Here is a 14,769-nt window from a genome sequence, read left to right on the forward strand (position 1 = left end):
AGTTGTTTCGAACCATGCTTGATGTCCAGTTGGGGTCCGCGCGCCTCGCCCTGGTCCAAGGTTAAGCACACTTAGTACTTTCGCCAAGCTCGATTCAGGTCCCGGCGCCATGTAAATCAAATCGTTGTGATTCTGGCCTCGTGGAGCCCGGGTTTCGGTCGTGCCGGAACGGCCCCCGCCTACGATAAAGGGGATGACTCCGCCGAACAGCCCGCCGCCCTTCAGCCTCCGCGGCATCGCTGTTCCGGCGTTCGGCCCTGCCCTCCTGTTCAGCGTCGGCCAGGGCGCCATCCTGCCTGTTGTGGCGCTGTCCGCCCGTGAACTGGGCGCATCCGTTGCCGTGGCAGCTCTGATCGTCACGCTCATGGGGCTGGGCTCGTGGCTCTTTAATTTGCCGGCCTCGATGATCACCCTGAAGTTCGGGGAACGGTGGTCCATTGTGGGGGCGGCCGCCGCGGGGGCGCTCGCGCTGCTGGCCGCCGGGGTGTCGCTGGTGATCAGCGACGGGCTCTGGCTGCTCGCGGTGGCGATGGCCGTCGTCGGGATGTCAGCCGCCGTCTTCAGCCTGGCCCGGCAGAAGTACCTCACCGAAGCTGTTCCGGTGGAGTTCCGTGCCCGTGCTCTGTCCACGCTGGGCGGCGTGAGCCGCATAGGAACTTTTATCGGCCCGTTCATCGGCGCCGCAGCCATGGCATTCGTCGGCATCAGCGGGGCCTACTGGGTGGGCGTGGCCGGCATGGCTGCGGCCGCCGTCCTCGCCGTGGCAGTCCCCGACCTGGTGGCGGTGCACGGACCTGATGGCAAGACCGGCCCGGAGCCCACCCTGCGCGGAGTGGCCGTCTCACATGCGGGCGTTTTCCTGACTGCCGGAATGGGCATCCTGCTGCTCAGCGCCCTCCGCGCCTCCCGGCAGGTGGTGATCCCGCTGTGGGCCGACCACCTGGGCCTCGACCCCACGCACGCTTCGCTGGTGTACGGCCTATCCGGGGCGATCGACATGCTGGTCTTTTATCCCGCGGGCAAGGTGATGGACCGGCGCGGGCGGCAGTGGGTGGCCATCCCGTCCACGCTGATCATGGGCGCCGCGCTGGTGCTGATCCCGCTGACCGCCGGGTTCACCAGCCTGCTGCTGGCGGCCCTGCTGATCGGCTTCGGCAACGGGATCAGCTCCGGCCTGGTGATGACGCTGGGTGCCGACTTCTCGCCCGACCGCGGCCGCGGGCAGTTCCTGGGCCTCTGGCGGTTCATGGCTGACGCCGGCTCCACCGGCGGCCCGGTGCTTCTCTCGGCGGTGACGGCCGCGGCCTCCCTCGGCGCCGGGGTGACGGCCACCGGGGTACTGGGGTTCGCGGCGGCAGGTGTGTTCGCCGTCGTACTCCCCAGGCTCAGGCACCGGCGGAACTACTGACCGGTGCCTCCGCTGATAGAGCTGGGCCCACGCCCGCAGGGTTCCCTGGCCGAGCTTGCGAGGCGAGGGTGCGGGTGGGGAATATGACGCCGGCCCCCGCCGCCCGCTTTGGACGAAAAAGTTAGGTTAGCCTACACTCAGCTTGGCCCTTTCGGCCGTTCGCTGTGCGTCTGCCCTTTCCGCAGACATGAATCTAGGTGGTTTCGTTGCGCTCTTCCTTCCCGCTGTCCGTGTCCGTGGGGCTCGTGGCGCTTCTCTCCCTGTCCGCCTGCGGCTTCAGCGGCGAGTCCGGCAAATCCAGCCAGGCGGCCGACCCTGACCAGCGGATCGTCGTCGACAACTTCCGCGCACCCGTGGCGGACTGGGCACTGGAGAGCGACGCCGCCTACATCCTGTCCCTGTCGGGCTGCCTCGAGACGCTGACGCGCTACGACGAGACGCAGGGGAAGATCGTGCCGTCGCTCGCCACGGAGTGGAAGCAGGTCTCCGACCTCGAGTGGGACTTCAAGATCCGTGAGGGCGTCAAGTTCCAGGACGGCGCCGCGCTGGACGCCAAAGCTGTGGTGACCTCGCTGCAGAACGTCCTTGACGCCGAAGTCCCCGCCCGCGCGTTCAGCCCCAAGGTGGTCAAGGCGGTCAAGGCCATCGACGAGCACACTGTCCGCGTGACCACACCGACGGAGAGCCCGCTGGTTCCCTACCGGCTGGCCAGCGTCAACACCGGCGTGCTGTCGCCGGCCGCCTTTAAGGGCGAGACCGTCGACCCGTTCGGCCACTGCACCGGCCCCTTCAAGCCGGTGTCCGAGAAGCCGAAGCAGTCCCTGACGCTGGACCGCAACGAGGACTACTGGGGCGGGCAGGTGCAGCTTGCCGGCGCCGAGGTCCGGTTCATCACCGACGGCGCCACCCGCACCGCGCAGGTCCAGACCGGCGAAGCGGACGTGTCCCTGTCCATCCCCGTCTCCGGCCTGGCCGCGCTGGAGTCGGACTCCAACGTCAAGGTGCTGAAGGCGGACTCGCCGCGCACCGCCACGCTGTACATGAACAACGGCAAGGCCCCGTTCGACGACGTCGACTTCCGCAAGGCGGTGCGCTCGGCTCTCGATCTGGATGCCTTGGCCGCCAGCGTTTATGAAGGCGCTGCGGTCCCGGCCACCGGTCCGTTCGCGCCGTCGGAGCCGTGGGCCATCGAGGGTGCCCAGACGCCGAAGCAGGACCTCGACGCCGCCAAGAAGCTGCTCGCCTCCGCCGGCTACACCGCCGGCCGCCCGCTGGAAATCATCGCGATCGTGGAGCGCGCGGAGTTCGCGGACGTGGCCACCGTCATCCAGGAGAACCTCAAGGCCGTGGGGGTTCCAGTGAAAATCACCACCAAGGAGTACGCCGCCGTGGAACCGGACCTGCTGTCCGGCAACTACGACATGGTGCTGAGCCAGCGCAACCGCCTGATCGACATCGCCGACCCCATCGGCTTCCTCACCGCCGACTACACCTGCGACGGCACCTACAACCTCAGCCACTTCTGCAACGCGGAGTACGACAAGAAGATCGCCCAGGCAGCCACGACGGCCGACGCCCAAGCGCGCTACCGGCTGTACGCCGAGGCCGGCCAGATCCTCCAGGACCAGGCCGTGAACGTTTGGCTGGTCAACGAGCAGGCCACCGACGCCGTCCGCACCGACCTGCAGGCGCACGTCCAGGACCCCCTGGCCCGTTACGTGCTCCGGGCCGAAACGGCCAAGTCCGGATCGTGACGCCCCCGTACCGCGGACCCAAAGCACAGGGGCCGGCATGATGCTGTTCCTCGCCAGGAGAACGGCGGCCCTGCTGGTCGCCGTTCTTCTGGCGTCTTTCGTGGTGTTCCTCATCCCGTACGTCACCCCCGGCGACCCGGTGCGCAAGATCATCCGCTCGCGGGTGGCCGGCGACGCGATCGATGATTCCGCCGTCCAGGCCTTGAGCGCCCAACTCGGGCTCCAGGATCCCCTGTGGACCCAGTACCTGCGCTGGCTGGGGCGGTTCGCGAGCGGCGACATGGGCCTGTCGTACACCAGCCGCACGCCCGTGGTGGACCAGGTGCTGCCGGCGCTCTGGGTCACGCTCAGCCTGGTGGTCATGACCCTGGCCGTGGCGGCTCTGATAGCGGTGATCCTCGGCATTGCCGCCGCGCTGAACGAGGGGCGGGCGGCTGACAAGGCCATCACCGCCGTCTCCCAGGCGTTTATCGCCATGCCGGAATACTGGCTGGCGCCCATGCTGGTGCTGGTCTTCGCACTCGAACTGTCCGTGCTGCCGTCCGCCGGGTGGGAAGGCCCGACGTCGGCAGTGCTGCCCGTGGCGGTCCTCGCCTTGCGTCCGGCCAGCCATTTCACTTCCGCCGTGCGCGAGGGAATGCTCGACGCGCTGGGCGCCGACCACGTCACCGCCGCACGAGGTAGGGGACTGAGCTACTTCCATACCGTGCGGAAGCACGTGATCCCGAACGGCCTGCTGCCGCTCACCACGCTCGCGGCCGTGTGGTTCGCGGGCCTGTTGGGCGGGTCGGTCATCGTCGAGGTCATCTTCGCCATTCCCGGGATGGGACGGCTGCTGTTCGACGGTGTCCTGAACAGCGACATTCCGCTGGCGCAGGGAGCAGTGGTGGTCGTCGTCGGGCTGGCTGTCCTGCTGACCACGGCCGCGGACCTGGTCCACGGGCTCCTCAACCCCCAGGTCAGGATGCGGCATGCGTAAACTTCCCCTGCACATCCGGCTTGCCGCCTGCGTGCTGGCCGTCGTGGTGCTGTCCGTGGCCCTGGCCGGCTGGATCGCGCCCTATCCGTCGGCCGAGCAGGACCTCGCCTCCCGGCTGTCCGCGCCTTCCGGTGCCCACTGGCTGGGCACCGACCACCTGGGCCGCGACACGCTGAGCAGGCTGCTCGACGGCGGCCGTTTCTCCCTGACCATCGCGGCCCTGGCGACGGTGCTCACCGCGGTCATCGGCACGGCGATCGGCGTGATCAGCGCGCGCCGGCGGGGATGGCTGGACGAGTTCTTCACCCGCACCAACGACATCCTGCTGGCCATGCCGGAGACGGTGGTGGCACTGTTCCTGGTGGCCGCGCTGGGAGCGGGCTATCCGTCCCTGCTGCTGGCCCTGACCGTTACAGGCTGGACACCCTTCGCGCGGCTCGCCCGGGCACTGGCCTACGACGTTTCCGCCCGCGGCTTCATCGAGGCGGCCCGCGTGCTGGGCTGCACTCCCTGGTTCACGGTGCGGCGGCACATCCTGCCGCACCTGGCCGGGCCGCTGCTGGGGCAGGCCACGCTCCGGTTCGGGCAGTTCCTGATCAGCGTCGGCGCCCTGTCCTACCTGGGCCTCGGCGTGCAGCCCCCGCAGTCCGACTGGGGCTCGATGCTCGCCGCCGCCCAGCCGTACGCCGTGAGGTCGCCGATGACCATCCTTGCTCCCGGCCTGGTGATCTTCACGGTCGCGTTGTGCGTCACGCTCATTGGCCAGCACCTGGCGCGGATGTCCAGCAGCCGGCTGCTGCTGGCTTCCGCCCCTGCAGCGGAGGTCACCCATGCGTGAGGGCCTGATCATCGAGGACCTGCACCTCAGCCTGCGGGCTCCCGCTGGGGGTTCCTCCGGTTCGTCCGCCCGCCCGGTGCTTTCCGGCGTCGGCCTCACCGTGGCACCCGGCGAGTTCGTCGCCCTAGTGGGGGCGTCCGGAAGCGGCAAGACGATGACCGCGCTGTCCGTCCTGGGACTGCTGCCGCCGCAAATCCAGGCCGCGTCGGGGTCCATCACCCTGGGCGGAACCGATCTGCTTGCGGCCAGCGGCGCGGAGCTCAACCGCCTGCGTGGCGGCCGGATCGGGATGCTGTACCAGCAGCCCAAGCGCATGTTCAACCCCCGGATGACCATTGGCAGCCACCTGGCCGAGCCGCTGAAGCTGCACCGCGGTCTGCGCGGACGCCAGGCCAGGGCGCAGGCGCTGGAACTGCTCACCAACGCCGGGTTCGAGGACCCGGAACGGGTGGCCCGGGCGTACCCGCACCAGCTGTCCGGCGGCATGGCGCAGCGGGCCATGCTGGCCGTGGCCATGGCCGGGCAGCCGGAGCTGCTGCTCGCCGACGAGCCGACTTCCGCGCTGGACAAGGTGCTGGAGCGGCAGATCCTGGAACTGATTGACACGCAGCGGCGCCAGCACGGGCTCGGCGTCCTCTACATCACGCACGACCTGGCCACTGTCTCCGCGTTCGCTGACCGCGTGGTGGTGATGGATGCCGGCCGCGTCCAGGAGGAAGGCCCGGCCAGGGCCGTCCTCGGCGCGCCCCAAACTGCTTGTGCCAGGGAGCTGCTGGAGGCGTGCGCCCTCACCCGCCGTCGTATTGTGGTGGCCGGGGAGGCCCCCGGCCTTGCCCCGTCCCGCGACATCCTGGCGCTGGACGGCGTCACCAAGCGGTTCGCCAAGGGGCGCGGCGCCCGGCCGGCTTTGGAGGACGTCTCGCTGAGCCTCCGCGAAGGCGAGATCCTCGGCGTCCTGGGCCAGTCAGGCTCCGGGAAGAGCACCCTGGCCCGGCTGCTGGTGGACGTTGAGGCCCCGGACCGCGGCAGCATCACAAGGACACTGCCGGCAGGGGACGGCAAGGACGACGGCGGTGGCGCCAGTCGCGGTGTCCCCGGCACCGAGGTGCAGCTCGTCTTCCAGGAACCGCACGACGCCTTCGACCCCCGGATGAAGCTGTTCGCCAGCCTGGAAGCGCCGCTGCTCCGGCAGCGGACGGGCACGGCGGACGGGCGCCGGGAGCGCATCCACCAGGCCGTCCGGGATGTTGAACTGGACCCCGACCTGCTGGACAGGTACCCAAGCCAGTGTTCGGGTGGCCAGCTGCAGCGGCTGACGATCGCCCGGGCGCTGCTGCTGGACCCGGCAGTGCTGATCTGCGACGAGGCGACGTCGGCGCTGGATGCCGTCACGCAGCGTAAGGTCCTGGATCTGCTGCTGCGCCTGCACCGGGACCGCCGACTTTCGCTGATCATGATTTCGCACGACATGAACGTCATCCGGTACATGAGCCACAGGGTGGCGGTGCTGTACCAGGGGGCCCTGGTGGAGCTGGCCGGCACCTCCGAGTTCTTCGCCAACCCCCAGCACGGGCACAGCAAGGAGTTGGTGGCAGCGGCCCGCGCGCATCCGGCGGTCTGCTCTGCTCCGGTGGCCTGCGGTGACCTTGCGGCCTGCGCTCATCGGGTGCTCGGCGCGAATGTTGCTGGTAGCCGCCCCGGGACTTCCCGTCTCCTGGAACTCGTCAGTGCCCCGGACGCCTAGGGACGCCTGGTTTTGAAGTCACACCTGCCTGAAACGCGTATTCTGCTCGGCACCCAGATGGTGTTCAATCTGGGGTTCTACGCGGTGATTCCCTTCCTCGCCGGCGCCATGGGCGGGGATTACGGACTGGACGCCGCCGCCGTCGGCCTTGTTCTGGGCGCCCGCACCTTCAGCCAGCAGGGGATGTTCCTGTTCGGCGGCCTGCTGGCCGACCGCTGGGGTGCCCGGCGGGCGATCCTGACCGGCTGCCTGGTCCGCATCGCCGGGTACGCGACCCTGGCCGCCGCCTCCGATTTCACGCTGTTCCTCCTCGGCGCCGTGCTCACCGGTGCGGGAGGTGCGCTGTTCTCGCCCGCGCTGGAGTCCCAGCTGTCGCATGCGGACCGGGCACATGCCGACGCAACCAGGGAGCGGGCTCCAGGCAAGGGCCGGCGCTCGGTGTTCGTCTGGCTGGCCATCACGGGGGAGATGGGCGCCCTCGTCGGCCCGCTGCTCGGGGCGGCCCTGCTGGGTTGGGGCTTTGACGCGGCGCTGGCGGCGGGAATTGCCATCTTCGTCGCCGTGACGGTCCTGCTGTGGTTCCGCCTCCCCGCCGGGTCACCAGGGAAGCCGGAAACTGCGGGAGCGGGGGAGCCGGAAGCCTCGCCGGGCCAGTCCCGCAGCGCGCTCGGGTGCCTGAAGAACCGGCGCTTTGTGGCGTTCTGCCTGCTCGCCAGCACCAACATGGTGGCCTACAACCAGCTCTACTTCGCGTTTCCGCTTGAGCTGGACCGGCGGGGGCTGGACGCTTCGTGGTTGGCCATGCTGTTCCTGCTAGCCTCCGTGCTGACATTGCTGCTGCAGCTGCCGGTGGCTGCGGCCGGCCAGCGGCTGGGGCCGGGCCGTGCCATGTCGGCAGGTTTCCTGCTGGTGGCAGCTGCGTTGGCCGCCGCCGCTTTGACGTCCGTCCCCGCGGAAGCCGGCGGCTCTGTGGCGGGAGGTTCTGGAGTTGGAGGGTCCGTGCCGACTGGTTCGGCGGAGGCCGGCGCTGTGGCGCTGATGGCGGGCATCGTCGGCACGCTGATCCTCGGTCACATGCTCCTCACGCCCACCATTCTGTCGCTGATCCCGCGGTTCATCCCGCTGGAAGGGGCAGCCTCGGGCCGCGGCGCGTACTACGGGCTGTCCGCCACCTGCGGCGGCATTGCCGTGCTGGCGGGGAATGCACTGCTGGGCTGGCTGCTGGATCTGACGGAACGGAACCACTGGTGGCCGGGAACGCCCTGGCTGCCGATGGTGGGCCTCGCGGTCCTGGCTGCGCTGATGCTGCCGCGGCTGCTGCACGGGATCCACCGCACCAGCACCCTCGGGACGGCGACGGACGCGGCCCCCATGCCCAACTGAAGCGGGCAGGGCCGTCAGGGTGCTGGTTACATCCCCGTCCAGCGGCGGAGCGTGCTGTTCACGAGGCCGATCAGCACGGCCGTCCACCAGCAGGCCTGCGAGATGCTGAGCGCGATCAGCAGGCGCGTGCGCAGCCGGCGGCCCAGTTCGCTGAAGCGTGTTTCCCGCGGAAGCGCGAACATCTTGTGCATGGCCGGCGCGATGCTCAGGCCGTTCAGCATCAGGATGAGCACACAGCCGAGCTTCACGGCGGTCACTGGGTTGGTGATGTCGGGCTGGATGAGCGCTCCCGATGCCAGCAGAAGCGCCAGGCCGCCCCAAATCAGCGGCTTTGTTGCGCGTTCCAGCTTGGGAGATGCATGCATGTGCACCTTGCCCATGAGCCACAGCAGGCCCAGCCAGTCCACGACAAGGATGGTGCCGAAGGCCAGCACCAGGGCGAGGATGTGGCCGGCAAGCCCGATGCGGTGCACTACCGGACCGAACTCCACGAAGTGCCCCACCAGCAGGGAGGCGAGCCAGCCTGCGGTGCAGAGAACTCCGAGCAGGAACAGCCGGATGGTCTGCTTGCGGGACGTGGGAGTCCTTAGTGCGGCGCGGTTGCGGCGGGCGGGGACTGGTCGGTGCTGGGGTTGATACCGGGGTGCGGAGTTTGTCGCGGTACGGGTTTCAGGGCGGGTCAAGGTGGTGCGGGTGTCGGCGAACATAATGCCGGCCTTTCATCACTGTTGTGCTCCCCTGAGAATGGTGCCGGGAGCTGGGCTGGCCGGGGCGTTCCGGACAGCAGGGAAATGCTGGGCTTGTTGGGGGATTTTTTGGGGTCCGGGAGTGGCTGGCGCGCTGCGATGCAGGGCGAGGCCCCTGGAGGTTGTCGCTCCAGAGGAGTTTCGGTCTACCTAAATGAATACGATACAGGTTGATTTCTGGATTAAGCAAAGAAAGAGTTGCCTATTCCATGGCGTTGGCGGTTCTGAAATTCCGCCTGATTTCAGCCAATGCAGGCAATGCGGGCGGGCCTCCCGCGTGAGTGCAGAAGGCCCGCTATGGGGCTTTTCGCCCGGGGGTAAGTTGCGCTTAGTCGTCCGAATCGTGGCCGCCGCTGTCTTTTTTGGGTTCGGCGGTCTTGCGCTGCCCGCCCTTGTCATCGCCCGGTTCCCGGACGGCCCGAAGGCCGCCTTTGTCGTCGCCCGGCTGGACGGGCACCACGGCGGGATCCCCGGCAGTGCCGGCGCCCCCGGACTGGGAACCGATGCTGCCGCCGGGATGGGGCGCGGCAGGGCCGGCGTCGGACGTGCCCGTAACAGTGCCGTCCGTATGATCCCGATCGTCACCAGGCCCGGACGACGGCGGCGGCAGCGTCCGCCGGCCGCTCTTGCCGTCACCGGATTCCGGCGCCCCGGTACTCTTCGCGCGGGCGGTAACTGTGCTGCCACCGTCGACCACGGACGTCACGTTCGGCGTAGCTTTCAGGCCGACGGCGGCGGTCGGTGCCGCAGTGCTGCTGGAGTTGGTTGGCAGGAGGACGCTGTTCGCGTCGCCGGTACCGGACGGCGTACTGCTCAGTACCTGCGTGTTGACGGCTAGAGCGGCGGATCCCGTCACGAGGATCCCGGCCACGGAAAGCGCGAGGGCTGCTCTGGTTTTCAAGGACCACTCCAGGGGTCGTCGGAAAGATTGTTTTTGGGACGTAAGGCACCGGCAGGCATCACCCTCCGTCCTGGATCTCCTGCAAATGCGCCAGCATTGCCTGTTCTGGGTGTCCGGGATGTTCGGAGACGTGCCTGAGCAGTGACAACCGGAGGTCCGATCTCAGACCTTCATCGCCGAGGATTTCGCCGATGAGGCGCATCAGTTGGCGCTGCAGTATGCCGCCCTGGGGAGCGCGCTGTGCTGGCCGGTGGCTGACCCAGGCCGGGTCAGGAACTGCTGCGCCGCCGGCAGCCTGATGAGCAGGCAGCCTTTCCGGTGTGTGGGACTGCCAGTGGCTGTCACCGGGTGAGTGCGGGTCCGGGGTCATCTTATTCACCTTCCACCTTCGCCGCCCCGCGGGCCCTTCCGGCATGCGCTGAGACCGGCGGCGTTGCCGGCAAAATCCCGGTGTGAAGGGGAAGTGCCGTCTGCCGCAATTGTTGCCGCAGGTCATGGTGGATTTGCCGGTGAACCTTGGACCGCAGAAGAGGGTAAGGTCCCCCCAAGCCGGAGAACGCGTCAGCAGTGCGCGGCGGCGAGCGGCCGCTGTTTGGGTGGGGGGTCTCGGTTCTCCAAGGTTGACCGGGATTTTCCTAGGAACCGCTGGCACTCTTTTTCCATCTGGTCCGAAGCCACTGCCGCGAGTGGTCGTTCAGCCAGCTGGCCGGCCCGGCACTGCACCCCCCCTGACGTGCCGGGCCGGCGACCCCCAATCCTTCAGGGATCTGCCGGCCCGCAACTCTGTGGTCGGTAGTGCAACTAGGCCCGGGGCGTTTCCAGCGGAGCCAAGAGCGCGTCCTGCAGCGCTGAGCTCTTGGTGTGCGTGGTGACGTAGCCCAGCGACTGGACATCGTCGTCGTAAATCTTGGCGGTGAGGCCGGACGCCTCACTTTCCGGAGTGGTCCGCAGGACGGTCATGGCAGTTTCCTTGGGTTGGCGGGGATGACGGGGATAAGTCCCGTGGGCAGTTTGATTTCGGCGTCTTCGGGGCGGTCCTGCCCCGCCCGTTCGATGGCCGCCCGGAAGTGGGGCAGGCTGCGCTCCACCATGTCCTCGCTGGCCGTGAGGGACATCCGGAAAAACCCCGCTGTCTCGAACAGGGCGCCCGGAAGCACAAAGACGTCCTCCTGGCCGAGCGCCTCGGTGAAGGCCTCGTCGTCTTGAATGGGGGAATGGATGAACAGGTAGAAGGTGCCTTCGGGCGGCCGGAGCCGGTATCCCATCCCACCCAGCTCCTGGACCAGCCGGTCCCGCTTCTGCTGCAGCTGGCCGACGTCGATGGTGAACGTCTCCAGCCGCGGAAGCGCGTACTGCAGCACGGCGTTGGGGTAGATCCAGCCCATGGCCAGCTGCATCGCCTCGACGGCGGCGCCGAGCTCCTTGCGGTCCGGCATGCTCGGCGGCAGCGCCAGGTACCCGATACGCTCGCCCGGCGCCAGGTGCGTCTTGCCGTAGGAGTAGGCGAGGAGGGTGTAGGGATAGAACTCCGCGGGGCTGTGGAAGCGGGCACCGTCGAAAACGATCCTGTTGTACGGCTCGTCGGACACCAGGTAGATCCGCCGCCCTATCCGCGCCGAGGCCTCGTCGAGGAGGGTTGCCAGCTGGTGGAGGAGTTCGGGCGGGTAGATCCTGCCGGTGGGGTTGTTCGGCGAATTGATGATCACTACCCGGGTCCGCTCCGTGATGGCCGCTTCAATGGCCGCCAGATCGAGGTTGAAGGTCTCGAGGTCGATCCGGACCTTGACCGGGACCAGTCCGGCCTCGACAGCGAGCGGTTCGTAGAGGAACCAGGGCGGAAGGCTGTAGATGACCTCGTCGCCAGGATCGGTAACCGCCTTCAGCGCGAGGGCGATGGCGGTGAAGCCGCCGGTGGTGAGGTACAGGTCCGCGGGTTCGAACGGAACATCGAGCAGCCGGCTCAGTGACTCCGCGGCCGCCTCCCGGGCATCCACCTCATTGGTTTTGTACGCGAACCACTGGTCGTCGTGCGGGTGGAGGGCGTCCCGGAGGGCGTCCACGTAGCCGTCCTGCGGCATCTGGTGCGGGTTGCCCAGGGTGAAGTCGCAGATGCCGGAAAGATGTTTGCGGCGGGCGTAGCTGGAATGGTTGAGGTGCTCGCTGATCCTCCGGAAGGACGGAATGGAGGCCACCTCAAGGGCGCGGCGCGAGGCGGGGGAGTCCGTCACAGCCCGGTTTCCTGGGGCTTGGCATTGGCCTTCGCCGTGAGCAGCAGATACTCCCATTCCATCTGCGCAGGCGTATCGCCGTGGGCTTCGATGTACGTGCTGGCAAGTTCCGTGAGGGCGTCGTCCAGGGCCTTGGCTTTCCCGTCGTCGCCGGACAGGGACTTGTACACGGAGATGGTGGGGCCGTAGTGCGATTTGAAATAGTGCAGGAAGTCTTCAGGCTGGCGGAAGCTCGTGATGGCAACGGTCCGCTTCTGCGCCCGGATGTCGCCCAGCCGGCCGCCGAACAGTTCCCGGACGTGGTCCTCGCTGCCCCACAGCGGCGGAGGCTGCGCGCCGGGCGGAGGGGGCGGCGCGAAGGGTTTCATGGTGGCGAACATCTGGCCGATGAAGCCTTCCGGGGTCCAGTGCAGCAGCCCGACGGTCCCGCCCGGCCTGCAGACTCGCACCAGTTCATCGGCGCTCGCCTGGTGGTGCGGGGCGAACATAGCGCCGAGGCAGGACATGACGACGTCGAACTCGCCGTCCGCAAAGGGGAGGTTCTCGGCGTCGGCCTCAACCCACTCGAGCTCAACGCCGCGGTCGGCGGCCTGCCGGCGGCCGGCGTCGAACATCTCCGGGGTGAGGTCACTGGCTATCACCCGGGCACCCATCATGGCCGCGGGGATGGCCGCATTGCCGGCGCCCGCGCCGACATCCAGGACGCGCTGGCGCGGTTTGATGTTGCAGGCTTCCACCAGGATGGCGCCCAGATCCGCAATCAGCTCGCTGGCGAGGGCAGGGTAGTCGCCCTGCGCCCACATGGCCCGGTGCTTTTCCTTCAGGGCCTTGTCCGCCCCGGCTTGGTCGTTCATTTCCGCGCACCTCTGCTTTCGCAGGTCCAGTTTCAGCGCACTGTTGAGTCAGTGGAGGCTGTGGTGCGACTTATTGTGGGCTCCCCGGCCGGGGTTGTAAAGGTTGCGGGTGGTGGGGACAGGGGAAGCGGAGGCCAGCGCCCTGGTCAGTTCCGGCGTCGGACGGCATACGCGAACAGCGACGTGGTGGCCACGGTGGCAAGGTACCCGGCGATCACGATCAGCGAGATGCCCGCCCAGAAGTAGTTGGTGGTACTGGCCTCCTGGCTAATGCCCGGGGCGATCATGACCAGCGAGTACACGGACACCGCTGCCGAGGCCAGCCCCAGCACCACAGGCAGCCCGATCCACAGCCGTGCCGAGCCCCAGTGGCCGCCGAAGCCGTCCCAGACGTTCCATTCGTGGCCGTCATTGCGGAGAATCAGCCAGCCCGCGGGAATCATGAAGCAGCCCACCACCAGGAAGGCTGCCACCACATCCGCCGGCCGGTGCCACTGGTTCACGAGTGTGGACATGCCCGAGGCGATGGCAAAAGTGCCGCCGACAAAGCCGGCCAGCGGCCGCCACCGCGGGGACGACATCAGGAACACGGCCGCCGCCGCGGACGCCGCCAGCGTGGTGTGACCGGACGGCAGCGAGTTCAGCTCCAGCGTCTCTACGCCCCGGTACGGCCGCACCGGCAGCAGGTCCTTGAGCACCTGCGTTGCGATGTTCGCCGCGACGCACGCCGCCACGGCAATACCCGCGGCCCGCCATCGGCGGTGAATCACCGTTACCAGAAGTACGACGACGGCGGCCATCACCAGGGAGATGGTAGGCAGCCAGTCCAGGAACCGGGTGGTCACCTTGCCCGCGGGCCCGTGGATTTCCACGGCCTCCACCAGGGCGGACTCGTCGATGAACTGGCCCGTGGTGGTGCGGACGAAGTAGTAATAGGTGGCCGCGAGCCCCATGGCGCAAGCCAGGGTGGCAACGGCGAAGAGGAAGCCGGTGCCCGCTGCGAGGCGCATCCGTCCGGCAGGCCGGCGGGGCTTCTGACGGCCCTGCTGCTGGCGGCCCTGTTTCTTACGGCGGGGGTCCCTGAGCTGGAAAGTCATCGTAACAAGGGTGTCACAGTTTGCTGGGAGGCGCCTGTCCTGCCGGTGAGTGCATCCTGTTCGCCCGGCCTTCCCTGATGCTCGACTACATGGGGCAGGGGGATTACGTTGGGGGCATGACCGAAAACGCAGACGAGGCCCGCACTGTTTCCGAAGAGCCCGGTCGCGCAGAAACCGACCGCGGCGAAACCGACCTCAGCACCAAGCTGGATCCGGATTTCATCCCGCAGCAGGGCGAGACCCCCGAAGCCAGGCGCGCCCGGGAGCATCCCGAGGAAACCGGCAGCTGACCCTAGGAAACGGGGGCCTTCCCGGGGGCTAAACGCAGGCCGGCTGACGGCTAAAGTTGGTGCATGGGCGGTCTCGCGGATGTACTTGGCCCCATCCTGGAAATGATGACGTGGGTGGGCTTCCTCCCCGGCGTGCCGTTGCTCACGTGGGGACTCATTATCGAACGGCGCCGTTGCGCCTGGACCAGGACCACGGGTGAGGTTTACACCGCCGGCGGCTTCACCGGCTTCCGCTGGACCGACCAGGAGAACGTCCCGCGCCAGACTCTGGTGGACTCCGACGTCGCGCGGGGCCTCGTGGCTGGCACCCAGGTGGAGCTCCATTACGACCTCTGCCACCCTTCACGCTGGGGCCTGAAACCGCCCAAGCACGACAACGTCATCCTGGTCCTCGGCTGGATCCTTACCGGAGTGGGCATCCTGAGCACCGTCGGCGGCTTCGTGCTGCTGCTCTTCTGAGGGACTGGTTCCCGGGCGGGGGCCGGACAATCCAGCCCGGATAAAACAAATCCAGCCCGGATGAACAAATCCGGGCCGGACATACGTC

Annotated in this window: 15 protein-coding genes; 8 read left to right on the plus strand and 7 right to left on the minus strand. The window is 68.1% G+C overall.

Annotated elements, in window-relative coordinates; all coding sequences use genetic code 11:
- Nucleotides 1–193 precede the first annotated feature (193 nt).
- The 6 genes from CXZ05_RS03925 to CXZ05_RS03950 all read left to right on the plus strand — a co-directional run bounded on the left by CXZ05_RS03925 (nucleotide 194) and on the right by CXZ05_RS03950 (nucleotide 8,106).
- The gene (locus CXZ05_RS03925; RefSeq protein WP_102971317.1) at nucleotides 194–1,408 is read left to right on the plus strand and encodes an MFS transporter; all 1,215 of its coding nucleotides are present in this window, start codon (nucleotides 194–196) and stop codon (nucleotides 1,406–1,408) included.
- Nucleotides 1,409–1,614: 206 nt separating this feature from the next.
- Nucleotides 1,615–3,162 carry an ABC transporter substrate-binding protein gene (locus CXZ05_RS03930; protein ID WP_102971566.1) on the plus strand — a complete coding sequence of 516 codons (1,548 nt, stop codon included), beginning with the start codon at nucleotides 1,615–1,617 and terminating at the stop codon, nucleotides 3,160–3,162.
- Between the two features lie 37 nt (nucleotides 3,163–3,199).
- Nucleotides 3,200–4,141 (plus strand): ABC transporter permease, encoded by a 942-nt coding sequence (locus tag CXZ05_RS03935; protein ID WP_102971318.1) that lies wholly within the window; start codon nucleotides 3,200–3,202, stop codon nucleotides 4,139–4,141.
- On the plus strand, nucleotides 4,134–4,979 hold the full coding sequence (locus CXZ05_RS03940; protein ID WP_102971319.1) for an ABC transporter permease: 846 nt from the start codon (nucleotides 4,134–4,136) through the stop codon (nucleotides 4,977–4,979). The genes CXZ05_RS03935 and CXZ05_RS03940 overlap by 8 nt, the downstream gene beginning before the upstream one ends.
- A complete protein-coding gene (locus CXZ05_RS03945) occupies nucleotides 4,972–6,723 on the plus strand; it encodes an ABC transporter ATP-binding protein (RefSeq protein ID WP_102971320.1) in 1,752 nt (583 codons plus the stop codon). The genes CXZ05_RS03940 and CXZ05_RS03945 overlap by 8 nt, the downstream gene beginning before the upstream one ends.
- A gap of 12 nt (nucleotides 6,724–6,735) precedes the next feature.
- Entirely contained in the window at nucleotides 6,736–8,106 is a 1,371-nt protein-coding gene (locus CXZ05_RS03950) for an MFS transporter (protein WP_258006433.1), read from the plus strand.
- Between the two features lie 26 nt (nucleotides 8,107–8,132).
- Here CXZ05_RS03950 and CXZ05_RS03955 read toward each other — a convergent pair whose 3' ends face one another.
- The 7 genes from CXZ05_RS03955 to CXZ05_RS03980 form a co-directional block, all read right to left on the minus strand.
- The gene (locus tag CXZ05_RS03955; RefSeq protein WP_102971322.1) at nucleotides 8,133–8,813 is read right to left on the minus strand and encodes a hypothetical protein; all 681 of its coding nucleotides are present in this window, start codon (nucleotides 8,811–8,813) and stop codon (nucleotides 8,133–8,135) included.
- Between the two features lie 367 nt (nucleotides 8,814–9,180).
- On the minus strand, nucleotides 9,181–9,753 hold the full coding sequence (locus CXZ05_RS03960) for a hypothetical protein (RefSeq protein ID WP_102971323.1): 573 nt from the start codon (nucleotides 9,751–9,753) through the stop codon (nucleotides 9,181–9,183).
- Between the two features lie 58 nt (nucleotides 9,754–9,811).
- Nucleotides 9,812–10,123 (minus strand): hypothetical protein, encoded by a 312-nt coding sequence (locus tag CXZ05_RS03965; RefSeq protein ID WP_102971324.1) that lies wholly within the window; start codon nucleotides 10,121–10,123, stop codon nucleotides 9,812–9,814.
- A 431-nt stretch (nucleotides 10,124–10,554) separates the two neighbouring features.
- Nucleotides 10,555–10,713, minus strand: coding sequence for a hypothetical protein (locus CXZ05_RS23010; RefSeq protein ID WP_180987265.1), 159 nt, complete (start codon nucleotides 10,711–10,713; stop codon nucleotides 10,555–10,557).
- Nucleotides 10,710–11,981, minus strand: coding sequence for an aminotransferase class I/II-fold pyridoxal phosphate-dependent enzyme (locus CXZ05_RS03970; protein ID WP_102971325.1), 1,272 nt, complete (start codon nucleotides 11,979–11,981; stop codon nucleotides 10,710–10,712). The genes CXZ05_RS23010 and CXZ05_RS03970 overlap by 4 nt, the downstream gene beginning before the upstream one ends.
- The gene (locus CXZ05_RS03975; protein WP_102971326.1) at nucleotides 11,978–12,835 is read right to left on the minus strand and encodes a class I SAM-dependent methyltransferase; all 858 of its coding nucleotides are present in this window, start codon (nucleotides 12,833–12,835) and stop codon (nucleotides 11,978–11,980) included. Before CXZ05_RS03975 ends, CXZ05_RS03970 begins: the two co-directional genes overlap by 4 nt.
- 146 nt (nucleotides 12,836–12,981) lie before the next feature.
- Nucleotides 12,982–13,932, minus strand: a complete 951-nt coding sequence (locus CXZ05_RS03980) for a phosphatase PAP2 family protein (protein WP_102971327.1) — start codon at nucleotides 13,930–13,932, stop codon at nucleotides 12,982–12,984.
- A 116-nt stretch (nucleotides 13,933–14,048) separates the two neighbouring features.
- On the opposite strand from CXZ05_RS03980, the gene CXZ05_RS23015 reads away from it, so the two are divergent.
- A complete protein-coding gene (locus CXZ05_RS23015; protein WP_180987266.1) occupies nucleotides 14,049–14,222 on the plus strand; it encodes a hypothetical protein in 174 nt (57 codons plus the stop codon).
- A 63-nt stretch (nucleotides 14,223–14,285) separates the two neighbouring features.
- A complete protein-coding gene (locus CXZ05_RS03990; RefSeq protein ID WP_102971329.1) occupies nucleotides 14,286–14,681 on the plus strand; it encodes a hypothetical protein in 396 nt (131 codons plus the stop codon).
- The last annotated feature ends 88 nt before the right edge of the window (nucleotides 14,682–14,769 follow it).

This window comes from Arthrobacter sp. AFG20 (genome assembly GCF_002892795.1).
GTDB lineage: Bacteria > Actinomycetota > Actinomycetes > Actinomycetales > Micrococcaceae > Arthrobacter.